The sequence below is a fragment of the Marinoscillum sp. HNIBRBA16962 genome, from assembly GCF_057801515.1.
Genome location: NZ_CM173603.1, coordinates 2,248,358 through 2,271,905, shown reverse-complemented (window position 1 = coordinate 2,271,905; position 23,548 = coordinate 2,248,358). Strand labels below are relative to the sequence as shown.

The 23,548-nt window shown below is 42.5% G+C and carries 24 protein-coding genes; 9 read left to right on the top strand and 15 right to left on the bottom strand.

Annotated elements, in window-relative coordinates; genetic code table 11:
• Positions 1–22 precede the first annotated feature (22 nt).
• The 3 genes from AC3E9V_RS09750 to AC3E9V_RS09740 form a co-directional block, all read right to left on the bottom strand.
• Positions 23–1,297 (bottom strand): acetyl-CoA hydrolase/transferase family protein, encoded by a 1,275-nt coding sequence (locus tag AC3E9V_RS09750; protein WP_488753001.1) that lies wholly within the window; start codon positions 1,295–1,297, stop codon positions 23–25.
• A 320-nt stretch (positions 1,298–1,617) separates the two neighbouring features.
• Entirely contained in the window at positions 1,618–2,433 is an 816-nt protein-coding gene (locus AC3E9V_RS09745) for an energy transducer TonB (protein WP_488753000.1), read from the bottom strand.
• A 100-nt stretch (positions 2,434–2,533) separates the two neighbouring features.
• Positions 2,534–3,304, bottom strand: a complete 771-nt coding sequence (locus AC3E9V_RS09740; protein WP_488752999.1) for a universal stress protein — start codon at positions 3,302–3,304, stop codon at positions 2,534–2,536.
• 424 nt (positions 3,305–3,728) lie between these two features.
• Here AC3E9V_RS09740 and AC3E9V_RS09735 point away from each other — a divergent pair, with 424 nt between their 5' ends.
• The 3 genes from AC3E9V_RS09735 to AC3E9V_RS09725 all read left to right on the top strand — a co-directional run bounded on the left by AC3E9V_RS09735 (position 3,729) and on the right by AC3E9V_RS09725 (position 6,291).
• Positions 3,729–4,577, top strand: coding sequence for a universal stress protein (locus AC3E9V_RS09735; RefSeq protein WP_488752998.1), 849 nt, complete (start codon positions 3,729–3,731; stop codon positions 4,575–4,577).
• A gap of 54 nt (positions 4,578–4,631) precedes the next feature.
• Positions 4,632–5,237, top strand: a complete 606-nt coding sequence (locus AC3E9V_RS09730; RefSeq protein WP_488752997.1) for a SprT-like domain-containing protein — start codon at positions 4,632–4,634, stop codon at positions 5,235–5,237.
• 232 nt (positions 5,238–5,469) lie between these two features.
• Positions 5,470–6,291, top strand: coding sequence for a ParA family protein (locus AC3E9V_RS09725; protein WP_488752996.1), 822 nt, complete (start codon positions 5,470–5,472; stop codon positions 6,289–6,291).
• Here the strand turns inward: AC3E9V_RS09725 and AC3E9V_RS09720 are convergent.
• From AC3E9V_RS09720 to AC3E9V_RS09680, 9 genes are all read right to left on the bottom strand, one after another.
• Entirely contained in the window at positions 6,288–6,860 is a 573-nt protein-coding gene (locus AC3E9V_RS09720) for a hypothetical protein (RefSeq protein WP_488752995.1), read from the bottom strand. The two genes, AC3E9V_RS09725 and AC3E9V_RS09720, sit on opposite strands and share 4 nt — an antisense overlap.
• Positions 6,861–7,021: 161 nt before the next feature.
• Entirely contained in the window at positions 7,022–7,741 is a 720-nt protein-coding gene (locus AC3E9V_RS09715) for a hypothetical protein (RefSeq protein ID WP_488752994.1), read from the bottom strand.
• Positions 7,742–8,022: 281 nt separating this feature from the next.
• A complete protein-coding gene (locus tag AC3E9V_RS09710) occupies positions 8,023–10,773 on the bottom strand; it encodes a TonB-dependent receptor (protein WP_488752993.1) in 2,751 nt (916 codons plus the stop codon).
• A gap of 267 nt (positions 10,774–11,040) precedes the next feature.
• Positions 11,041–11,859, bottom strand: a complete 819-nt coding sequence (gene murQ, locus AC3E9V_RS09705; protein WP_488752992.1) for an N-acetylmuramic acid 6-phosphate etherase — start codon at positions 11,857–11,859, stop codon at positions 11,041–11,043.
• Positions 11,852–12,694: an N-acetylglucosamine kinase gene (locus tag AC3E9V_RS09700; protein ID WP_488752991.1), complete on the bottom strand. Its 843-nt coding sequence runs from the start codon at positions 12,692–12,694 to the stop codon at positions 11,852–11,854. The genes murQ and AC3E9V_RS09700 overlap by 8 nt, the downstream gene beginning before the upstream one ends.
• Before the next feature lie 209 nt (positions 12,695–12,903).
• Positions 12,904–13,137, bottom strand: coding sequence for a hypothetical protein (locus tag AC3E9V_RS09695; RefSeq protein WP_488752990.1), 234 nt, complete (start codon positions 13,135–13,137; stop codon positions 12,904–12,906).
• A 111-nt stretch (positions 13,138–13,248) separates the two neighbouring features.
• Complete coding sequence (locus AC3E9V_RS09690) at positions 13,249–13,482, bottom strand: cytochrome b5 domain-containing protein (RefSeq protein WP_488753658.1); 234 nt, start codon at positions 13,480–13,482, stop codon at positions 13,249–13,251.
• Positions 13,482–15,860: an endonuclease MutS2 gene (locus AC3E9V_RS09685; protein ID WP_488752989.1), complete on the bottom strand. Its 2,379-nt coding sequence runs from the start codon at positions 15,858–15,860 to the stop codon at positions 13,482–13,484. Before AC3E9V_RS09685 ends, AC3E9V_RS09690 begins: the two co-directional genes overlap by 1 nt.
• The gene (locus AC3E9V_RS09680; RefSeq protein ID WP_488752988.1) at positions 15,860–16,201 is read right to left on the bottom strand and encodes a DUF4296 domain-containing protein; all 342 of its coding nucleotides are present in this window, start codon (positions 16,199–16,201) and stop codon (positions 15,860–15,862) included. Before AC3E9V_RS09680 ends, AC3E9V_RS09685 begins: the two co-directional genes overlap by 1 nt.
• A gap of 85 nt (positions 16,202–16,286) precedes the next feature.
• Between AC3E9V_RS09680 and AC3E9V_RS09675 the strand changes: the two genes are divergently transcribed.
• Genes AC3E9V_RS09675 through AC3E9V_RS09665 form a run of 3 tightly spaced genes read left to right on the top strand, consistent with a single transcriptional unit; the run spans position 16,287 to position 19,096 of the window.
• A complete protein-coding gene (locus AC3E9V_RS09675; RefSeq protein WP_488752987.1) occupies positions 16,287–17,171 on the top strand; it encodes a DUF58 domain-containing protein in 885 nt (294 codons plus the stop codon).
• Positions 17,107–18,051 (top strand): LapA family protein, encoded by a 945-nt coding sequence (locus tag AC3E9V_RS09670; RefSeq protein WP_488752986.1) that lies wholly within the window; start codon positions 17,107–17,109, stop codon positions 18,049–18,051. Before AC3E9V_RS09675 ends, AC3E9V_RS09670 begins: the two co-directional genes overlap by 65 nt.
• A complete protein-coding gene (locus AC3E9V_RS09665) occupies positions 18,044–19,096 on the top strand; it encodes a vWA domain-containing protein (RefSeq protein WP_488752985.1) in 1,053 nt (350 codons plus the stop codon). The genes AC3E9V_RS09670 and AC3E9V_RS09665 overlap by 8 nt, the downstream gene beginning before the upstream one ends.
• A gap of 124 nt (positions 19,097–19,220) precedes the next feature.
• On the opposite strand, the gene AC3E9V_RS09660 is transcribed toward AC3E9V_RS09665, so the two are convergent.
• Both AC3E9V_RS09660 and AC3E9V_RS09655 read right to left on the bottom strand, forming a co-directional pair.
• Positions 19,221–19,853, bottom strand: a complete 633-nt coding sequence (locus tag AC3E9V_RS09660; protein WP_488752984.1) for a LysE family translocator — start codon at positions 19,851–19,853, stop codon at positions 19,221–19,223.
• Positions 19,853–21,409: a GH3 family acyl-acid amido synthetase gene (locus AC3E9V_RS09655; RefSeq protein WP_488752983.1), complete on the bottom strand. Its 1,557-nt coding sequence runs from the start codon at positions 21,407–21,409 to the stop codon at positions 19,853–19,855. Before AC3E9V_RS09655 ends, AC3E9V_RS09660 begins: the two co-directional genes overlap by 1 nt.
• A gap of 97 nt (positions 21,410–21,506) precedes the next feature.
• Between AC3E9V_RS09655 and AC3E9V_RS09650 the strand changes: the two genes are divergently transcribed.
• Both AC3E9V_RS09650 and AC3E9V_RS09645 read left to right on the top strand, forming a co-directional pair.
• Positions 21,507–22,184: a YggS family pyridoxal phosphate-dependent enzyme gene (locus tag AC3E9V_RS09650; RefSeq protein ID WP_488752982.1), complete on the top strand. Its 678-nt coding sequence runs from the start codon at positions 21,507–21,509 to the stop codon at positions 22,182–22,184.
• Positions 22,177–22,548, top strand: a complete 372-nt coding sequence (locus tag AC3E9V_RS09645; protein WP_488752981.1) for a DUF423 domain-containing protein — start codon at positions 22,177–22,179, stop codon at positions 22,546–22,548. Before AC3E9V_RS09650 ends, AC3E9V_RS09645 begins: the two co-directional genes overlap by 8 nt.
• Here the strand turns inward: AC3E9V_RS09645 and AC3E9V_RS09640 are convergent.
• The gene (locus AC3E9V_RS09640; protein WP_488752980.1) at positions 22,545–22,961 is read right to left on the bottom strand and encodes a DUF1573 domain-containing protein; all 417 of its coding nucleotides are present in this window, start codon (positions 22,959–22,961) and stop codon (positions 22,545–22,547) included. The two genes, AC3E9V_RS09645 and AC3E9V_RS09640, sit on opposite strands and share 4 nt — an antisense overlap.
• Before the next feature lie 58 nt (positions 22,962–23,019).
• Here AC3E9V_RS09640 and AC3E9V_RS09635 point away from each other — a divergent pair, with 58 nt between their 5' ends.
• Positions 23,020–23,514 carry an NUDIX domain-containing protein gene (locus AC3E9V_RS09635; RefSeq protein ID WP_488752979.1) on the top strand — a complete coding sequence of 165 codons (495 nt, stop codon included), beginning with the start codon at positions 23,020–23,022 and terminating at the stop codon, positions 23,512–23,514.
• Positions 23,515–23,548: the final 34 nt, after the last annotated feature.

The window sequence follows — 23,548 nt, the reverse complement described above, 5'->3', positions numbered from 1 at the left end:
TCTCAGCAGTTAAAATAAAAGCTTAAAACCGCTTAAACCGTTCGAAGGCCTCACGCTCTAAAGTCTCCCTGTGGTCAGGGTGCGCAATAGCAATCAGCGATTTTGCCCGTTCTCGCAGGTTTCTGCCATACAATTCGGCTATTCCATACTCCGTCACTATGTAGTGAACGTGAGCACGAGTAGTTACTACTCCTGCACCCGGTTTCAGAAAGGAGGTGATTTTAGATTCTCCATTTTTAGTGGCTGAGGGTAAAGCGATGATAGGCTTACCCCCTGGCGAAAGCGAAGCTCCTCTAATAAAATCCATCTGACCCCCTACTCCTGAATAAATGCGGGTCCCTATAGAATCTGCACTGACCTGACCGGTGAGGTCCACTTCGATGGCACTATTGATGCTAATCATACTGGGCATTTTCCGGATCACTGCCGTATCATTCACATATTGGATGTCCAGCATCCGCACAATAGGGTTGTCATCTACAAAATCGTAGAGTTTTCTGGAGCCAAGCATAAACCCTGCAACAATGACATCTTTGTGCTTGGGTTTAAACTTATTGGTAATAATACCTTTTTCTACCAGAGGTACTACCCCATCAGAAAACATTTCCGTATGTACGCCCAGGTCTTTATGATTACCCAGACAACTCAAGACCGCATCAGGTATGGCTCCTATACCCATCTGCAGGGTAGCATGGTCAGGGATCATACCGGCGATAAACTCACCCATCTTCTTCTCTTCATCTGTCAGCGTATGCGGCTTCAGCTCAGGCAGGGGCACATCCACCTCGATGCAGGCATCAAACTTACTGATGTGAACCAATCCGTCTCCATGAGTACGCGGCATCTGCGGATTGATCTGAGCGATCACTATTCCAGCTGTATCCACCGCCGCCTTGCTGGCATCCACTGAGATGCCCATAGAACAAAAACCATGTTTATCCGGTGGAGATACGTGGATAAGGGCCACATCTATATTGATGATACCGTTTCGGATCATTAAGGGTATTTCACTCAAAAAACACGGAATATAATCAGCATAACCTTCATTCGTCGCCTGTCTGCAATTGGCCCCCAGAAAAAAAGAATTAACCTGAAAGCTCTTATTGTAATCCGGATTGGTGTAAGGGGCCTTTCCTTCAGTATGCAAATGATAAATTTTCACATTCCGTAACTCATCATGCCGAGCGGCCAATGCATCCACCAAAACATTAGGGGTAGCACCCGCGGTATGCACGAAAACATGATCATTTGATTTTATGTGTTGCACTGCCTGTGCAGGAGTCGTTGCGTTTTTCATATTGCAAAAGTCAGCTTTTCAAAGTACATATCTCAATGATGAATCCAAATCATAAACCTGATTTATATCAGTTTTCGAGACTTCAGGGCAGCTTCCAAAAACGTTTGATGAAATAATGAACCGAGATGCAGGTAGATATACTCCGGCAATGCTGGCAGAGTCCGGCGGTTAGTATATCAACTGGCTAAAAGTAAGCAGTACCGGAAATGCTCGCATTACAAAGAGATAGAAAAACAGTAACAAACGTGCATAATAAATAAGAAGACACCCGGTTTATCCATCTGATAGCCGGGCGTCTAAACGTTTGCGCTTATGATATTTTATTCCATTCTCAAAGTAAAATTGATGGGGACAGTCATATAAACCCTTACAGGATGCCCTCTCTGTTTACCGGGAATCCAGGCTGGAGAACTTTCAATCACACGGATGGCTTCTTCATCACAGCCCGCACCTATTCCTTTTACTACATGTACCTGGGTAGGTTTACCGTCTTTCTCAATCACAAACCGCACAAATACCCTACCGGAAACGCCCAGACGCCTGGCAGCTTCGGGGTATTTGATATTATCAGCTACATATTGGTAAAACTGGCTAATGCCACCGGGAAATGTAGGTTGATCCTCCACTACCTGGAAGATCTCTTCAGCCTTCTCCTCTTCCATTTCCACAGGTATATCTTCATAAACCACATCCTTCACAGACATCTCCTCTGTAAGCTCAACATCCAGGTTAATTTCTACCTGCTCTATGATCTCTTCATCCGGCACTACTTCGATGTTCATAACCTCTAGTTGCTTAGGAGGAGGTGGGGGTGGCTGGGTACTGACCGGTACCTCCAGCATCTCATCAAAGCTATCCTCCACCTGGCCTAAATCAATCACCCCTGAATCGTCAAAAGTCTTCCAGTTAAAAATTATAGTGATTAATAGTAAGCTGATACTCAGCCCGATAAAAAAGAAGAGGGGCTTCAATTCTTTATCTCGTTTTGCCCGCGCTCGTTTTATATCCATTAACCCCTGATACTCTTTTTTTGAGAGTTTTTCAGGATGCAGCACTTCCACTGCTTTCAGACTTTCTGCAAGGCTACCATCCGTGGGTTTAAAAGGATATACAGGATGATCGAATAGCGTTTTCATGGTTGTCCTTGTTTAGTTGATAGTACTAAGGTTAGCATTATCCCCCAGAAATCTTATGACGTTACTCAAGCACCTCATTGATTGTAATCATCTCCTTTTTTTAGTTAAGAATGAGCATAGGAACATGAGAAGTCTTCACAAGCTCATAAACAAGCCTTCCTTCTGACATCATTACATTGTGCCCGTGATCTCTTGTCAGCAGGGTGAGCAGATCGATGTGATGGTTCTCTACAAATTCATTGATGGCATTTACCGTGCCAGTCTCTACTACCGTATAATAATCATGATCTGTACTTTCCAGGTAGTATTCCAGTACGGGTTCTGTATGATCTTCAGCAAATGTCTCCCTGTCAGGATAAAGGTGAAATATGTAAACTTTAGAGTTAAACTTCTGCGCAAAATACCGGATGTTATCAAAAACTTCTGAAAATGCCACATCCCTGTGGTCATTGGCGTAAGTAATGCGTTTTAGCTGATGAGCCACATAATTTTCCGGTACGGTAATCACCGGGCACTCCAGGTTTTTCAGCAAAATCTCTGAGATGGAGGCATGAAATACCTGAGAGGCATCCTTGATCCCCAGTACAACTAGGTTTACATTATTATGCTTTGCAGCTTTGAGGATCTCATTCTGAGGATCTCCATTCACTACCGTCTGGGTGATCAAAAAGGGAGAACCCGATAACTCCAGTTTTCTGAGCCGTTCAAAATTCCTCTCTCCTTCCTCCTGACCATCCGTAGACTCATTAACATGAAGCAGCACTAACTGGACCCGCTCGCCTTTAAAGATCCTGGAAACATACCGCAACGCATTTTTGCTGGCATTGGTAAAATCTACAGGCATTAGTATCTTTTTGATCTGAGTTTTCATGACTATGATATATTACTTCCCTTTTTTAAACAAAGTAATTAGTCAAACACTATGAAAACCTTGATATGGATCACCAGAATATATGATTTAGAGCAAGGGATAAACCTTCATGTGCATATAATTTAGCTTTTTAGCTCTTAGCCTTTGGCTGTTTGATAATTTGACTTCATCATTTTTAAATCTTTTATCTTTTTTGCCTATTGCGTTATTGCCTATTGACTATGGCTTTTGGCCGAAAACTTATATTCATATTCAGTTGGACTACGTGTCCCGGACTACGCGTCCCGGACTACGCGTCACCGAGTCCTAAAATTGCTTCGGCCATGCCGATTTCATGCCTTATAAGTCATTAAATCGGTTGACTTCTATCATATAAACGACCTGACACGTATATTACATTAGAACCAAAATAAAATTCAACGTCATGAAAAAGATCTTAGTACCTACTGATTTTTCCAATGAGGCCACGAATGCCCATATATTTGCTAAACAGGTTGCAAAAAAGATGAATTCAGAGGTCCTTTTCCTTCATGTGCTGGAGGTTCCCTATGGATCGTTCAGCGTTATGGGAGAAGTAGTCACCAACTATTCTTACGAGCACCTGTATGAAACACAGCTGATAGATCGTTCAGAAAAACGCCTGGGAGAATTGGTAGAAGATTTCAAAATAGATGGGGTTTCTGCCAGCTACAAATTGATCTTTGGAAACCCATTTGTACACATAAAAGACACTATTACAGATCAAAAAGTAGATCTGGTGATCATGGGATCCAAAGGAGCCTCAGGACTTACAGAAATATTCATAGGATCCAACGCAGAAAGAGTCATACGCCATGCCAACTGTCCTGTGATCACTATAAAAGGAAGAAGTGACCTTGAAAACATTAAGAGCATTGCCCTGGCAACTGATACTACAGCTGAGCAGGATCTGATAGTTCCTGAAATCAAAAAGTTCCAAAAACTATTTGGCGTGAACCTCCACCTTGTGAGGGTGTGCACTCCCTATAATTACCTCACCGAAGAAAAAGCAAAAGAAGAACTCAAGGAGTTTGCCGAACGAAACAAGCTGGAAAACTATACCATAGGTGTTGCGCATGCTGATTTCACCGATGAGGGAGTGGTGGACTTTGCACTCAAAAATGATATCCACATGATCGCCATGGGAACACATGGCCGAACTGGTCTGGGTCACTTTTTTGGAGGTAGTATTACCGAAGATGTGGCAAACCACGCCCACATTCCGATTCTGACTTTTAAAATACCCAAGAAATAAACTTTTCTCCTGGTCAATAGATTGAATTCACGGACTTTTACTTTATTTAAGTCCGTGAATTATCATCAGATTTTTGCCCGCTTTGTACCCGAAGAAGCCGTCTCCTATTGTGTGAAACTCTGGGAGTACTTTGGCTTTGAATTTAAAATCAAAAAAAGTCGTCAAACCAAGCTGGGAGACTACAGGTACAACCCACAAAGCAAAAAACACAGCATCAGTATCAATAATGACTTAAACCAGTTTTCTTTTCTGGTCACATACCTGCACGAGGTAGCACACTTGATTACTTTTGACAAATATGGTCACAGGGCAAATCCACATGGCACTGAATGGAAACAAAACTTTAAACGAGTTGCCCGGCCTATCTTAAACGAAAAGGTATTTCCCGCACCGGTGCTTTTGGCGCTTCAGAGCTACTTCAAGAATCCAAAAGCTGCTTCTTGCTCAGATCCTGTTCTGTATAACGTTTTAAAAAAATTTGATGCCCCTAATGGCAAAATAGCTCTTAAACAAATAGAGATCGGGTCTGCATTTGACTTCAATGGACGAACGTTCAAAAAGCTGGAGAGGAAGAGAACGCGTGCCGTTTGTCTCGAACTAAAAACCAACAGAAGGTATCTGATCTCTGAAATAGCTGAGGTAAAGCCCGTTTCGGAGTAAAATATAATTATTCAAATAAGTATTATACCTTTTTCAACTCATGTTACGATTGTTTATATTTAAGGATCAATGCCTTAGGATATGTATCCGGAATGTATGCTCAGTCGGGGAATCTTTATTGAATTGAGCGTTTTCGTTTCAGTAATTTATGGATTTCATAGCGGAATGACACTTTCTGTGATGTTATAGACTTATTTTAAGAACATTGATTCAATAGTGAAAATTACCAGCCATGGCTAACACAATCTCCGTGTACAATTTTAAGGGGGGAGTAGGCAAGACTACTACGTCTTTAAACTTAGGGTTTAGTTGGTCGCGATCTTTTAAAGTATTGCTGATTGATTTTGATCCTCAGTGCAACCTCACCAATGCACTTGCAGTAGATAGCCCAAAGCATACACTTTATCATCACATAAAGAGCATCCTGCACGATCATCCGGTAGATATACGCCCGGTAGAGGTGTCACCTTACCTCCATTTGCTACCAGGCGATTATTCCATGGTCAATGCGGAGTCTAATAATCAGTTTATTTCTTTTGGCCCTACAATCATCCAAAAATTGATCTGGGCAGTGAAGAAAGATTATGACTTCATCATTATGGACTGCCCTACTAATTTTGGAATACTGGTGAAAGCTATCCTTGCGGGCTCAAAGAGTATTTTAATTCCTGCTGTAGCAGACACCTTCTCCATAGCCGGAGTACAAAAGCTCCTTACGCACCTGGCTAGCGTAGACCAGACCTACACCCTCAATATCTTAGGTGTTTTCTTCAATATGTACAATCCGCAGCTGCTTAGAAGTCAGGAAAAATTCAGGCAGGCTAAGGAGGCATTTGGGGACCTCATTATAGACCGTACGATAAGCCGGTCAATACGAGTGGGTGAAGCAACGGATATCGGAAAGTCTATTAACCAGTACGATCCTGAAAATCGTGTGGCTCAGGAGTTTATGGAGCTAAGTGATGAGCTGTTAGCTAAGTTTGACAGCCAGTTTTTAAAGTCAGATTACATCATCCCGGATCTCCTGGAAAAAGTCAGGTCTCAAAGCAACTAGCCAATAGAGAGTCTCCGCTGCATCATCTGGCTCACGATCTTATAAAGGCTTACAGGGGTCATCGTCCTCCAGTTTAGTATCTGAAGCTTCCCGCCAAAATTGATGTACTGGTCTATTTCGTAGGCAGCCATCTCCTGCTCCACAAAATCCCTGAAGTTAACCGCTGCTATCCAGCCGTCTTCCACTTCCTCAAACCACTCCTCATAATAGCTATCATCACTTCCGTGAAAGTTAAGGATGTTCTCCCCTACCAGTATAAACTTATTAATTCCCGATGACAGGATATGCTCGACAAGGTTTCGCTTCAGATGCATGATGTCATTGTTGATTGCATCGTTCCACTCACCGATGAACTCGATCACAATAAAACCCTCATTGTAGTTGGCATAAAGTATCTTTAGATAGAGGGTTTCCGAACCAAAGAAGTCCCACCCCGGATCAATAAAATAGCCATAAATATTTTCCGAATAGAGGTCATAATTGTACTCCTTTCCATAGAATGGAGATTCCGGGTCCTCGCTCGGATCATAGAACTGATTCCAACCGTAGTATGGTTCTATCTCATGCACACTGCAAAAGTAAAAAAGGTGCTGGAAGGAGCGTCTTTATAAGGGATTTATATGCGCTTAAGAATCTGATTTAATATTTGATTTAGGTTTTACGACGTTTGGAAATGTCATTATAAAGGATCCGCACTGCATACGAGGAGTGGATAGGGAATGACCCGACGCTATTGCTCCGCTTCATCCATCTCTACGGCCATCCAAATGATCCCGCCAAGAGCCAAAACCCCAAGGACCGCGCCAGCGCCCGTTGGTTCAGAAGTGTAAAAGCTCTGACCGAGACACATCAATGAATTAGGGTCTGATATGGATTGATGCGCTTCAGCTACCCAGAAATAGTGGTCATAATGAAAAAAAACCGAACTTTCATTCAGTCTGAAACTCAAATAGCTTCTAAATACAAGCGGGGTGTCTTCGGTGGAAAAAGTGTACCTCTTCGCTTCAATACCCTGACAGTTGACACGTTCAGAAGTAGTATTTGCGCCAAAATCCATTGGTTTTGTTATGACTTGATCCCATTTGACCTCTAAAGAAGAATGTGGCGGCACAAAACTGTCCTCCGTAGGCCTGGTGATAACTCCGGAAATGTTGAAAGCATAATCATTCGCATTAAACGTAGCCTCATCTCTCCAATGGGGTCTGGAATAACCATCAAGAATGATCGAGGACTTTTTCCAGTCAATGATCAGCGGAACATCCAGTTTGTTTGATATTTCGATTTGAACGGGCCCTCCATAACCACTAAAAGTATACTCTAGTAAAAGGGTATCATTTTCAAAAACAAACGCACCTTGATTATTTTCAGATAGTGAGTTATTTAAGGTATAGTACTGATAAGAAGTACAGGCAGACACAGCCAATAGCGGAATCAGGATCAGGAGTCGCATGTTTGGTTTTACACAAAAAACATACCAATTGTATGCAAAATGCTTGCTGCTCAACTTTGATTGCGGCCGGCCAGGCATACCTGGTTGGACTTGGCGTCCCCGTATTCTCTCCCGATAGCTATCGGGATTGGGTTGAGACTACGCGTCCCGGCATCATGCTCATTTCATGGGTAAGATGTGACAATATACACTGGATATCATGAAAACAGCACCCATCAGCTACTTAAAGAAAAAGACCCGACTTTAATCCAGTCGGGTCTTTTATAAACCTTAATATTTTCCTAGAAATTAAATCTCAATGTAGCATTCCATGTTCTGCCAAAACCAAACCATACGAAGTTTCTTTTATCTATCCCATTCCAGGTTTCAGAAGATGAATCAGCATGGATATTAGTATTGGACTCTGCAATGTAGGTCTCATCAAGAAGATTATTAACGTTTATTCTAAAGGTTCCATTCAAACCAAAAACGTCAAACCTGGCAGTAGTACCTACGTTTACCAGTCCGAATGATGGTAGCTTAAGCGCTCCGTCATTATCAGGATTTTGAAAACCTGAGTCTTCATCAGAAATATCATAATCCGCATAAAGGCCATCAACAAACCTGAAACCTAAATCCACATTTAAGAATCTTGCTACCCGATAATCTGCCTCAACATAAGAGGTAAATTGTGCTGCATCACCTACTTTAGCATCCTTGGTGTATAACGTACCTGTACCGATCTGCTGCTGGCTATCATCAAAAATAGTTGCTGAAAAATCTTTAGTGTATCTCCAGTCTCCCATGGAAAGCATTCCTCTCAGCTTAAGATTATCAATCGGCCTGTAAGTTGTTTCCAATTCGATTCCCTGGTGCAGGACATCCACATCCTTGAACTGGGCAGTACCTTCTACTGAGTTCCCACCTCCAACATCAACATCAAACGACTGGGAGATGAATCGGTTAGCCCATGAAGTAGAGTAAGCATTTAGATTAACTGTCAGGTATCTTCCGAAAAAACCATAACCTAATTCTACGGAGGTAATGATCTCATTTTGAAGGTCAGGGTTTACATCATTGGCGAACCCTGGGAATACAGCATCAAAAAGAGGCTGCCGTGAGATATACCCAGCATTGAAGAACACGTTTGATTCGCCACTGAAGTTATAGTTAGCTCCACCTTTTACGTATCCGCCAATCAGGCTCTTTTTCTCAGAAAGCGGATTACCTACCTGGTCAAAGAAATCTTCTCTCTGGAAAACCTGGTTAGAAACTCCTCCTTGCAATACAGCTGTGATTTTCGAATTATCATTGTATTCAATCAATCCGTTCACACCCTGCCAGTCAACATACCCTATATTGTAGTAGTCGATTTTAGGACCGTTTAACCCGGTATTTTTGAAAGGAGAGGCAGGAATGGTTGTTTCAATAATGAGACCACCGGAGTTTTGATTACCTGTAGAATAATATCCATCAAGACCCAGGAAGTCATTGAGAACTCTATAATGATATCCAGTATATTTTCGCAGATCAACACCAATGGAATATCTGAAATTACCAGCAGTGTAATCCAATGTTGAAATCCCACCAAACCAGTTGTGGGAGTTCATAGATGATCTCCTAATCAAAACGGCTCTATTTACACTATCAGCATTGTAGCCATTAGAACCTATCCTTAAGCCCTCATACCCTGAAATATCTCCACCATAAGGAAGAGTTGTATTTCGATTTACATTGACAACTTCATCAAAATTTATGAAACCATCAGCATCTCTTGGCCCTCTACCGTTTTCCTGGTAATGAGTTGTTAAATCTATATTGAAAGGTAGAATGTCAATATCTCCATTTCTGAAGTTATTTCCTCTAGGCCCCGTTCCTCCACCTCTACCAGCAGATCCGTAAAGTGACGTAGCTAATTTAAGATTGTCAGTAATGTCCCAATCCCAGTTAAGGGTAGCCAATGGTTTGTTGTAGAAATTACGACGCATATTGTACTCTTCTCCATTTAGAGTCCCTCCGTTGGTATTCCACCGGGGATCGATCCCGTCTTCACCAAAGTTTTCATAGTCGCGTATTGAAACCCATGCATCTCTTTGATGGTGCCATTGACCAGCACCTAATACTGAAAGGTTAAATGAGTGATCAGTACCTATTGGATCATATCCAACAGCAGCAAAATAGGTCCATCCCTCACCAGAAGTATTGTAAACATAACCATCGCCAGCCCACCTGCTCAATAAAAATGATGTGGCCCATCCTTTTTCATTTTTGCCTGTTGAGTAACTTAGAGAGGTTTTAGTATACCCATCATTTCCAACAATCTGAGATACAGTCCCATTTCGAGCCAGGTCAGCTGCTTTAGTGAAAATGGATACCGTACCACCAACTGAAGGAACAGCTAGTCTCGATGCTCCAAGCCCTCGCTGGATTTGAATGCCTGATGCAACATCAGTCAGTCCCTGCCAGTTTGACCAGTATACCCAGCCATTTTCCATGTCGTTTACTGGCTGACCATTGATCAGGAATGAAGTATTCCTTTGGTCAAAACCACGAAGAGAGATTCGTGAGTCACCATACCCACCGCCCTGCTTAGTGGCATATACACCAGGTGTACGGTTCATTATTTCGGGGAACTCGAGGTTTCCAACTTTAAGTGTAATATCAGCTGGTGAAATAGAAGAAACAGCCACTGGTGTCTCCCTGGTTTTCGCAACATCAATTACACTGGTAGTAATGACCACCTCTCCAAGAATGCTGGTTCCGGGATTCATCGTAATGGTCATGTTGTTTTCTGCCTGAGCTTCTACAGACTCAAAACCAATAAACGAAACAACCAATGTTGTGCCTTCAGGCACGCTTAGTGTAAAGTTTCCTTCTACATCAGTTATTGTACCTTGCTGTGTTCCTTTTTTGGTAACAGTGGCTCCGGGCAACCCATCTCCTTCATTATCCAACACCCTTCCGCTGACAGAAACGGTCTCCTGCCCAAACACGGCTCCAGATGCTACAAACATCATAAAGGTCAAGGCGAGATTTAGTAAGTTTTTCCTCATTTTGCGATTACTATTTTTGTTGTTAAGCTGTACAAAAGTAGAATTAAACTTTGCACACCTCTTAAGCTGTGAATTATTTTTTCGGTGTAAGTTGTCATGTTAAGTTAACATCTTCAGAGCATAATAGCTTACCGCCAAAAGAAAAATAGAAAGGGTGCAACAGATCCATTAGTAAATTTTGAAAACGATAAAAAGATATTTGTCAATTCCTCCGATATTCAAAATTTCGTACTTAATAATTTGATAATAACTGCTATTTTGAAAGGATTATTTAATGGTGGATTCAGCCTCCATTGCGGCTCTTACAGAACCGTATTTTTGAAGTAGCTCTGCAGCCCTGCTTTCATCTATCTCCAAAGCCTTCGAAAGCATTCTTGCGCCCCTTTTTTCAAGCTTCTTATTTGACAGCTGCATATCCACCATCCGGTTGCCTTTCACCCTCCCCAGCTTCACCATCAGAGAAGTGGAAATCATATTCAGGATCAGCTTTTGGGCCGTGCCTGACTTCATCCTCGTACTCCCGGTAATAAACTCCGGTCCTACAGCTACCTCCATAGGATGAGCGCCCTCCTTACCCAGAGGAGATCCCGGGTTACATGTGATAGCTCCTGTCAGCAGGCCCTTATCCCGGGCAGCTCGTACCCCACCGATGACGTAAGGGGTCGTTCCCGAAGCAGCTATTCCTACTAAAGTGTCCCTGGAGTCAGGTAAATGGTTCTCCAGATCCCTCCAGGCCTGACCGGGGTCATCCTCGGCAAACTCCACAGCTTTTCGGATAGCTCCATCCCCGCCTGCTATCAGGCCAATAACCAGATCATGAGATACCCCAAACGTAGGTGGGCACTCCGATGCATCCACTATGCCCAGTCTGCCGCTGGTACCCGCTCCAAGATAAAAGAGCCGACCACCCCCCTTCATTCTCAGGTAAGCTTCATCTACGAAAGTTTCTATTTCAGGAATAATGCCTTTTACAGCTTCCGCTACTTTAGCATCTTCCCGGTTGATGCTGGTGAGGATCTCCTGAGTAGACATTTTTTCAATGTCGTCATAGTTAGAGGTATTTTCTGTTACCGGAAGTTCAGCCATTTTTTTGATGGTATAAGGTTAACCCTGCGATCGGACTTTGTGCTATCAAATCTACAGTTAAGTTTTTATCCCGGGCAACCTTCAGGAGGACATTACTCAGCAGGTAGGCAACAGATCCTGTAAAGCGAATCTTTTCTCCCTCCAGTCTGTCAACATCACCAAGATAACTGGTAAAGAAAGTCTCGAAAGCTCTATAGACCATTTGATAAATGAAAGGGTCTGCCTGGTTATCAACCATAAAGGATGAGAAACCGGCAATGTATGTATTTCCCTTTCCCTGATAGGTATTTTCTAAAATGGCCGCTTCACTCAGCTGCCCGAATTCCTGAATGAATTTCTCTTTTATTGAAGATGGCAATTGATCCCGCAGGTATCCGGACAAAAGCTGCTTACCCAGATAAAAGCCACTGCCCTCATCTCCCAGGATATAACCTAAAGAAGGAATCCTTTTCGTGACCGACTGGCCATCATAGAAACATGCTGCAGAACCTGTGCCCAGGATACATGCTACCCCTTGTTCCTTTCCCAACAGTGCTCGGGCAGCACCCTGAAGGTCCGAAGCAACGTAAATTTCAGCTGTCTTAAACAGCGTCTGTAAAGAATTATCAACTGTGTGCTTAGTGGAGTCTTCTACTATGCCAGCTCCATAGAAATAAAGTTTTCCTACAGAATCCTGACTGATTGCATCAGGAATAATGTCCAGGATCTTCCCAGGTTTATCTACCTTGGGGTTATACCCCTCAGTTTTAAATTGCGAAACCTTCTGTCCTGTAAGTAACCTCCAGTCGGTTTTAGTGGCTCCGGCATCCGCTATCAGCATTACGTTTGTATCCATGGCTGCACTTAATAGCTCATATTAACATTCACTATCCGTTGTCTATTCCGATCAGAGTCAAACGAAAAATTTAAAGAAACAAATATTTAAATTAGTTCCAGATTCTTTATTCTTTCAAAATGTTTCTTGTTGAGTGTAGCAAGTGTCATACCGTGAGTCAAAGCTCTTTTTTCGGAAAAGATCAATCAGGATGGAAGAGTCTAACAAGATCATGCCATTCTTGAACTATTTAAATGGTCCCTGGCTTCTTGAAAATCTCCAAGCTCTTCTTCTGTCCAGGTAGGAGCGTTCAAGATTAACTTTTCCAGCGTTTCTTTTGAGGTTGCTTTTCTTACCCTTAATTCTGCCTGCAACGTTTTTGTCAACATTTCAAATTTATCCTGAGGAAGCTGTTGAATTAGTTTTAGGATCTGGTTATACTCCACATTAAGTTTTAATTCCATAATTGCTTCTTTACTTCAAAGGTACGAGGTTTGTTAAAATATGTCCAATGATTAATTAAACGAATATCCTCTAACTGAACCCATACAAATTATAGCATACTACACTTTAAATCAATAATTCATCAGTTTCCCTATCTGTTTAAACCGCTTAAAAACCTCATCGGTATGGGGAGCATCTGGTAGTTCTTCGGTCAGGTCCTGTCCTGCCCAATGTTCGTAATGCTTCCCTTCCCGCCACAATCCGGACCCGGATACATCATAAATAATTCCCTGATAAGCCACCCATACTTCATCTCTATCCTGTCCATTGCGTAGGGCTAGTTGTTGCACTGAATAAACATTCATCATTTGAAAGTTACCAAAGTAATCCCACTGCCGCCAAACTCAATATGCTCATCAACAGCTTTCTCCACACTGGAATGTCCCTTTAAGTGGGTGCGAATAACATCCCGCAATATCCCATGCCCTTTACCATGCAGTATGCGTACCTGGTCCGTTCCCAGAAGTAATGCTTCGTCAATATACTCATCAACACGAACAAGGGCCTCTTCCGCTCGCATTCCGCGAATATCAATCTCTCCATTAAATCGAGCCATCTTATCCGTAATATTTATTCCTCCAATCTTTTTTGATCGCTTTTCTTCCTCCCTGAGCTGTTTTGCGGAAGTTTTCTTTAGTTTTTTCAGGTCAATGAATGAAATGATATTACCAAACCGCACCTGCGCCTGCTTTCCCTTTACATTCATCACCTCTCCGGCCGTATCCTGACCATCGATTGTCACTACATCTCCCTGCTTTATTTCTTCTTTCTTTTTGGAGACCTGCTCTTTCGCGGGATCCAGTTTACCAGCCCTGTATTGCTCTAGAGCCCCTCTTGATTGTCTGGTCTTTTCTTTATCAGCTTTGCTTTCCCTGATCTCCCTGATCGTATTTTCAATCCTTTGATTGGCCTCAGAAACTATCCTTCTCGCTTCATCTTTGGCATTCCTTATGAGTTCCTTTCGCTCTTCCTCTACCATAGTCCTCAAAGATTCGTAATCTGCCTTAATACCTGCAATCTCCGTTTCCTCTTTTTCCAGCTTCTTGCTTAGTTTCTGGTATTTGGTTCGCTCCTTTTCCAGCTCATTGAGCAGGTTTTCATAATCTACCTGGCTGGTCCCGACCATGCCCTGAGCGTCTTTGATAATAAAATCCGGTAGCCCGATCTTTTTCGCAATTTCAAAAGCAAACGAGCTCCCCGGCTTACCTACTTCCAGCTCAAAAAGCGGCTCCAATGCGGCCACATCATATTTCATTGCTCCGTTAACAACGCCCTCATTATTTTCCGCAAACTTTTTCAGGTTTTGGTAGTGGGTGGTGATCACTCCAAAAGACTTGCGCTCACTAAGCTGAGAAAGTATCGACTCGGCTATCGCTCCGCCAAACTGCGGTTCGGTACCTGTACCAAATTCGTCAATCAAAAAGAGGCTGTTCCTGTCGGCACGTTCATTAAAGTACTTCATGGAAGTCAGGTGAGCGCTGTATGTGCTCAGATCATTTTCGAGCGATTGTGTATCCCCAATATCAAGAAATATACTTCTGAAAACCCCGAATGTAGACCCCTCTCCCACAGGCAGCAGAAAGCCGCTTTGAAACATATACTGAAGTAACCCGACGGTTTTCAATGCCACCGACTTACCTCCGGCATTGGGACCCGAAATAACCAGTATTCTGTTTTCCTGCCTGCTCAATTCCATACTCAGTGGAACGGTGGCCTGACCTGAAGCCTCATGAGCCAGCCACAGTAAAGGGTGCCTGGCATAGTACCACTTAATCACAGGATTTTTAGAAACTTGTGGTTTGGTTGCTTCTATCTCTTTTGCAAAAGCAGCCTTGGCATGGATGAAATCAATAAGCCCGATAAAAAAAGCTCCTTTTTCCAAATCTGCTATAGAATCACGTACCAGATCGGTGAGCCTGGTCAGGATCTTTGCTACCTCTCGCTTTTCCTGATACTGAAGCTCCCTCACCTCATTGTTAAGCTGCAGTGCTTCTGTAGGTTCTAAAAAGACTGTCTGACCCGTAGCTGACTCATCGTGTACAAATCCCTGGATACGACGCTTGTGTTCAGCTTTTACCGGGATAACAAGCCTTCCATCTCTAATGGTCACGGAACTGTCTTCATCCGTCAGCTTATCCTGAATGGCCTTTCTGAGGATCTTATTGATAACTACCCTCACAGCCTTTTCCTTTTGGATCAGCATTGCCCTGATGGCGGCCAGCTCAGGGCTGGCATTATCCCGCACCTGGCCTTTTTCATCCACAATCTGATCGATAGCATCAATCAGCTCTTTCCCAGCGATAAACCCATAGGTAAGACCACAAAGCTCAGGGTAGTCGTGCTGGTGTTTCTTAAGGTACTGCGTCCAGTCATAAAGCAGTATCAGGAGATTTTTAAGCGAAGCAAAATCATCGCCTTGTAAGAAACTGCCCTTTAATTTTATTTTTTTGAGAAAAACCTCAAGGTCTTGAAAATCTCTGGAAGGAAGTGAATCTCCGGATGTAAGTATCCGAAGCATTTCATCTGTCTGATCCAGCCATTTTCTGATATTTTCGGCATTCGAAGATGGACGAGCCTTAATCAGGAACCGCACCCCGGCATCTGATCTGCACTTCATCCTTATCAATTCGGTCAACTGATCTACACCGAGCTTCTCCTCAATATCTTTTGGGTAGATTATCATCAATAAAAATTCTCCGATTTACTCCTTGCTAGCAGACTGTCAGCTACCTCATTATAGATATTATGAAATTCTTCCATTTCACCTACATAAAACTCGAGGCTTTTTTCATAGTCCTCCTTGTCTATGTCCAGGTCATCAAAAAGCATCCTTTCATAATGGTTGTATACGGCAATGCTACTATCATGGCCCAGGTAGAGTTTTTTTACTTTTGCTTCAAGTAAATGTACGTCGATAAGTACCCGCACCATCTGATCATGGGTCAACACTCCGGGGGGAATTTCCGTATCTTTTTTGGAGCAGCCGAAAAGTACGAGAATCAATATAAAAAAAGATTTTTTCACAGGGTCTTAAGTCTTAGTGATATTTATAATTTTGTAAGGTTATGTTCCATACAGATTCCTTTCGGAAAAGTCAAAATTACGTCGCATGAACGAAATCCTCAAAAAGCTCCGCAAATATGAGATAAGGATCAGAAAAGCGATCACTTCTCAGATGCAGGGAGATTTTCACAGTATTTTCAAAGGTTCTGGTCTGGAATTTGACGATGTTCGGGCCTACCAGTATGGTGATGACGTACGCACCATCGACTGGAATGTAACGGCAAAAGGACACGGAACGTTCGTAAAAACGTTCATTGAAGAAAAAGAGCAGACCGTCATGTTTATCCTCGACGTGTCAGCCTCTCAGGAAATAGGAAAAGTCAACAGGCAAAAAATTGATCTTGGCAAAGAGATCACTGCACTTTTAGCCATATCTGCTATAAAAGAAAGCAGTCAGGTAGGCTTAATGTGTTATTCCGATCAGAGGGAAAAATACATAAAACCAGGCAAAGGCCTCAAACACTCTTACGAGATAGCATCCGGCATTTTTAATCTTAAGCCTACCTCCAGAAAAACAGATCTGGACAAGGCAATCCGGTATGCTCTTGGCTTACTGAAAAGGAGAGCGGTCATATTTTTTATCAGTGATTTTATAGATGAGGACTACATGCATAGCTTAAAAGGTATGGCACGTAAGCATGATCTTATCGTGATCCAATTGTTTGATGCCCGGGAATCCAGGATGCCCAACCTGGGGATTGTACCCCTCCTGGAAAAGGAATCCGGAAAAACCCTCTGGGTCAATACCTCGTCCGGGAGCTTCAGAAATGTTCTAAACAAAACTTATAAGAAAAACACATCAGAACTGGCAGATTTTTGCAGGAGAAACGATGTGAACTATGTGCCGATAGAAACCGGTGAAGACTATGTACCCAAATTGGTCAAACTCTTTAGACATAGAAATAAAAGCAATGTACAGCGTGCCAGGTAAGATCTCCTTTTTTATTACTCTTTTATGTATCTGTTTTCACTCCTCCGCGCAGGAGGTGCAAGTACGTGGTGGGTTTGTAGAAGATCATATGAAGCTTGGTGAAAATGTCCATTACTGGATGAGCGCACGCTACCCGGCCAGTATGGAACTCATCCTGCCCGATAGCAACTACAATTTCTCTCCCTTTGAGATCTCGGGCAAAAAGTACTACCCCTCCAGGATCAATGGCAATACCGTTCTGGATTCAGCCATATACACCCTTCAGAGTTATGAGATCGATCAGGTCCAGTACCTTGACCTGCCCGCTTTCATACTCAATAACGGAGATACTCTTACCATCAGAGCTCCTGAGGACTCCATTTTATTTTCCTCTTTAACAAAAGAGGTAACTGATACAACTAAACTAAGGGAGAACCTGGCCTTCCAGGAAGTGTCCACACAATTTAATTATCCCCTATTCTGGATCATTACCGGAAGTCTGTTACTCATAGCAGTGGTATGCTTACTGATCTTTGGTAAGAAATTCAGGCGAGCATGGAAGCTGAGAAAACTGAGAAAGGAGTATCTCCGGTTTTCAGACAGGCTTACGGATCACATCCGATCTCTAAAGAAGGAGCCGGAGTGGCAAACTGCTGAAGTGGCCATCAGTGACTGGAAGCGATTCCTGGAAATGCTGGAAAATAAGCCCTATACAAAGCTGACTACTAAAGAGATCATGGCATTGGAATACACCAAAGAGCTCAAGGAAACACTCCGGAATATCGACCGTAGTGTATATGGAAAAATGCCCAATGAAGAGCTATACAAGGAGTTTCAGGCGGTGGAAGATTTTACTCAGCATCGATATTCAGTAATTACAGACCAGATAAAGAATGGATAAGCAGATAAGCCCAATAGATTCATGGTTGTCATTTCGGTGGTTCAGACCGGATACGCTTACATCATTTGACTGGGAGCAGCCATTTTGGTTTTATGTTCTGGCAGCTATTCCTTTCATATTTCTGATACGTTGGTTGATCCTAAGTCAATTCAGGGAGCGGCTGCCCATCGCGCTGACCAGGAAAGATATTAAAAGCGACCCCATAAGTTACCTTAGGTTTATCCCTCCGGTGTTATTTCTGGTCAGCCTGGTGCTGATCATCACAGCATTAGCACGCCCACAATCAACAAACGAGCAGGTGGAGCAATGGAGCGAGGGTATAGATATCATGCTGACTATTGACATTTCTGAATCCATGCAGATCATGGATTTTCAACCAAACCGACTGGAAGCTGCCAAGGATGTAGCCCGTGACTTTGTAGCCGGCAGGTTTCAGGACCGCATAGGTCTGGTTGTCTTCTCAGGTGACGCATATTCCAGATCTCCCCTGTCTACTGATTACGAGTTATTAAACTCATATATTGATGACATCTCTTTCGATCTCATCGAAAATCGTGGCACAGCGATCGGGAGCGCTCTGGCAGTAGCTACCAACAGACTAAGAGAGTCGGACTCAAAGTCAAAAGTACTGATCCTCCTTAGCGATGGTGACAATACAGCAGGAAACATTGATCCAATAACTGCGGCAAAACTGGCCCAGGCATATGACATCAAGATCTATACGATCGCCATTGGCAAGGAAGGAAAAGTGCCATTTGGTAATGATTTTTTTGGTCGTCCGCGCTATGTGGAAAATACCCTGGATGAAACCAATCTGAGAGAAATCGCCAGGATCGGTAACGGGAAGTTTTACCGCGTTTCAGATAAAGAGGCTCTCCAAAATGTATTCAATGAAATTGATCAGTTAGAGAAGGCCGAAATCAAAGAAACCCGCTACAAAGACACTACGGATTATTATGTAATCTACCTGAGATGGGGGATCGTATTTCTTCTTCTCTGGCTGATGATCAAGAGCTCTATGATCACTAATGTACTTACTGACTAGTGTCATGACTCTTAAATAAGGACACTAATTCATGCCATCACTAAGTTGATGAGATCCTTGTTTTATAAGTAAGAAGCTGAGTGATGGCATGAATAATTGGTTTACTTTCTTAGTAAACGTGACACTAGCCTTGTAACCAGAAGGTATCAAACAAAAAGTAAACCATTTGCAATCCAAACAAAATCAGGATGACCCCCACTGATCGGTTTAATATCAGAATGGACCTTTGAGTGATAACTGTTCTAAACCTGTAAGCAATTAAAGCCTTGGTAATATCCGTGATCAAGATGGTCGTTAAGGCTCCCAGAAAGAAAAAGATCTGCTGATTTAGCGTAAAGTCATAGTTAACAGAAACAATCCCGATTATTCCCACCCAAAATACTACAATAAAGGGGTTTAAGCCATTTAAAACAAACCCCTTAGCCAGGTACTTCAGGTAAGACCATTCCCTTTTCCCTTCTATTTTGTTCTCATATACCCGGGGTTTCTTAAACCAGGAATACACCCCGTAAGCAAAAAGAACGATAGTCCCGACAATCGCCATCCACATCTTGAACACTGGTCTCTCCAGAAGTGAAGCTACTCCCATAAGCGCCAGAGCCACATAGATAATGTCACTTAGGGATATACCAAAAGCCAGAAAGACGGCTTTATGCAGGCCTTTCTGCACACTCGTCTGAACCAAAGCAAAAAAACCGGGTCCCAGAGAGAAAATAAAGACCAGTCCAAAAATAATTCCAGTAATATATGGGGGCATTATGAGGAAATCAGGTTTTTCTCAGCAAGATATTCCTTCCACTGCTGAGACTTTTCTTTTTTTAATACACGAGGGAATTTATTCTGTCCGCCTTCTTTACCCTGCAGCTTCATCCAGTCATAGAATGCAGACACCGAAAGAACATTCATACTTACGCTCTTAAGGGCATGCCCCCTTTCTACCCGATAGTCATCATTTAGCTTCATCAGTTTTGAGTCTATTGCTGTTCTCAGTTCTTCAGTATCCACATCATCATCTGTACCTATATACCAGCGATGACAGAATAGAGAACCATCAGGCTCTCCCAGTACTGTAAATTCACGGATATCAATATTAAGATCATCGCTTACCAGCTCTACTGCTTTATTCATATTATCCAATGATAGATGTTCACCGCACAGGTTCAGGAAATGCTTGGTCCTGCCGGTGATGAAAATCTCACAATCTTCTTTGGACGCAAACTTAATAACATCACCGATAAGATAGCGCCAGGCTCCTGCATTAGTAGTGAGAAGCAAGGCATATTCTTTATTTTCTTCTACCTGATCGATATGCAGCGTCTCGGGATTTCCCCGGATCGTCCCTTCTTCGGTAAAGTTCTGCTCATTGAAGGGGATAAATTCATAAAAAATGCCATTATTCAGTACCAGACGCATTGATTTGCGGTTTGGAAAGGCCTGAAAAGCAATAAACCCCTCACTGGCAAGATAAGTTTCCATGTAGATGAGAGGTTGTGCAAGCAGCTTATCAAAGCCTTTTCTATAAGGCTCAAAAGATACTCCACCATGGACAAATATCCTTAAGTTGGGCCAGATGTCATGAATGGTCTTTACCTGGTAGTGATTAATAATCTTTTCCATCAGTATTTGCAACCAGGCCGGCACCCCCACGATAATCCCGATATCCCAATTGGGAGCCTTTAGAGTAATTTCATCCAGCTTTTCTCCCCAGTCAGTTGTTTTGGCGATTTTCTTACCCGGCTTATAAAAATGCTGAAACCAAAAAGGTATTTGGGCTGCAGTAATCCCGCTCAGATCACCTTCGAAATACGTCCCATGCTTCCGGAGGTTCGTGCTTCCTCCAAGCATAAGAATGCCTTTTGTAAATTGATCGTCAGGCAAATCATACTTTGACAGTGTCAATATCTGCCGGACACTGGTTTTCTGTATTGACTTCACCATGTCTTTGGTGATAGGAATGTATTTTGATGAAGCCCCTGAGGTACCACTGCTCAACGCAAAATATTTGATCTTGCCGGGGTAGCAAATGTCTGGCTTTCCCTCCTTGGCTAGATGCCACCAGTCATCAAAAATCTTCTCGTAATCATACACCGGAACTGATCCCGTAAAGGCCTCATAAAAATGATCGCCGGTTTTACGCTTAAATGTTTTTAGAATGGAGTGAAAATCAAACTGCTTTCCAAATTTGGTTTGTTGACTATGGATAAGCAGTTTTCTCAGCTCTTGTTTCTGAAGGTCGAAAGCCGAAGTATATTGCTGCTCCAGGCTTTCCCTCAGAGTAATGCCTCTCTTCAGCAGAGTTCCTAGTAATGCCATGCGTTACGCTTTGTCAAGTACTTTGTAGTTTTGCTGGTATTGCGCAAACAATGATAATCATTCGGGATTAAACTTAGTCAATAATACTAAAATTAGCATGGGTCAAATCTCAAACAAAATAGAAGGATTAACAAAGGAGATAAGTAAACATAACGTAACACTGGTAGCCATAAGTAAAACCAAACCCAATGAAATGATCCGGGAAGCTTATGATGCCGGTCATCGGGATTTTGGAGAAAATAAAGTACAGGAACTCGTCAGCAAATATGAGGATCTCCCCAAGGACATTCGTTGGCACATGGTAGGTCACCTGCAACGAAACAAGGTGAAATATATCGTTCCGTTTGTATATTTAATCCACTCCGTAGACAGCATACGTCTGCTCAAAACCATAAACAAGGAAGGTAAAAAACATGACCGGGTGATCCAATGTCTCCTCCAGGTACATATCGCAGAGGAGTCATCAAAATTTGGCTTTGATGAGGCTGAACTACTGGAATTTCTTAACAGTAGTGATCTGGAAGAACTTACCCATATAAAAATTGTTGGTTTGATGGGAATGGCCACTTTTACAGAAAATGAGGAACAGATCCGGAGAGAGTTCAGTGGTCTTAAGTCCCTTTTTGATAAAGTAGCACAGGATTTTGTTTTCAGCAATTTTGAACTCACTGAGCTCTCTATGGGAATGAGCGGTGACTACAAAATCGCTATAGCATGTGGCAGCACGATGGTGAGAGTAGGAAGTTCAATCTTCGGAGAAAGAAACTATGGATAAAAGATACCTGATAATCGGGAGTGTAATGGCCGGACTGGCTGTAATAATTGGTGCTTTCGGAGCACATGCGTTGCAGCCAGTACTAGACAGTACGGGAAGGGCTGAAACATACAATACTGGTGTACAATACCACATGTTTCATGCCCTGGCGATCTTATTTGTCGGTCTCCTAATGAAGCAATGGAGTCACCATTTATTGAAACTGGTAAGCGCTCTGTTCACATTTGGTATAATCATTTTTTCAGGATCATTATATACCCTGTCTGTCACCAATTATACCATTTTAGGAGCTATTACACCTTTTGGAGGTGTCTGTTTTATTGCCGGATGGGTTATCCTGATCTATTATTTTATCAGAAATTAACCCTCACCCTCTTTTTTCAGCACATTCGCAGTGATTTTTATACGCTCTGTACTGTTGGATGCATTGGAGTAGATCGTTACTATTTTGTTCTGCATTCCCATTTTCCCGGTACTATTAAAGTTTACAGTAATGGTAGCAGTTTCACCCGGTGCTAAAGGTTCTTTGTTCCAGTCGGTGGCAGTACACCCGCAGGTTGTCCGAACATTAGAAATGATCAATGGTTCATTTCCGGTATTTTCATAGGTGAATATATGCGAAACTTTATCTCCCTGAGTAATATCTCCAAATTGATGAGCAGATTCCTGAAAAGTAATCTTAGCTCCGGAAACAACCTCTTCAGAATCCGTGTCTGCGGTCTGAGCTACCACGCCAAAACCAATACATAAAATGAATAAACTTGCTAAAACTCTCATATTTTACTGTAATTTTTTACCAAAGTTAACGAAGGGTCAAATGAATAGTTAATAAATTATGACCGAAAGTGAGAAAAAATACGGTGGACGTGTGCGGGTTAGAGTCTGTGGTCTCTTAACTGAAGGAGGCCAATTGCTTTTAATCAACCATAGAGGTCTGGGGCCTAAAGGTCGCCTTTGGGCTCCTCCGGGAGGTGGTGTGGACTTTCAGGAGTCAGCTGAAGAGGCGCTTACCCGGGAGTTTCGGGAAGAGACCGGATTGATCATTAAGGTGAAGGATTTCTTATTTGTCAATGAGTATCTGGATGATAAATACCACGCCATTGAGTTGTTTTTCAGAGTCAGCCGGGTGTCCGGAAGTCTGCATCTGGGATCAGACCCCGAATTGTCTAAAGAAAACCAACAAATCACCGAAATACGATGGTTTTCAGAAGGAGAATTAAAAAAAATGGATAAAAACGTACTCCACAATGTATTAGGCAGGATCTCCGCTGGTCAAAAACCAGAGGAATTAAGTGGCTTTTTTAAATTTGAAAACATTTCGGTAAAATAGCGTTTCGGTAGGAACCGAATTATCTTTATTATTG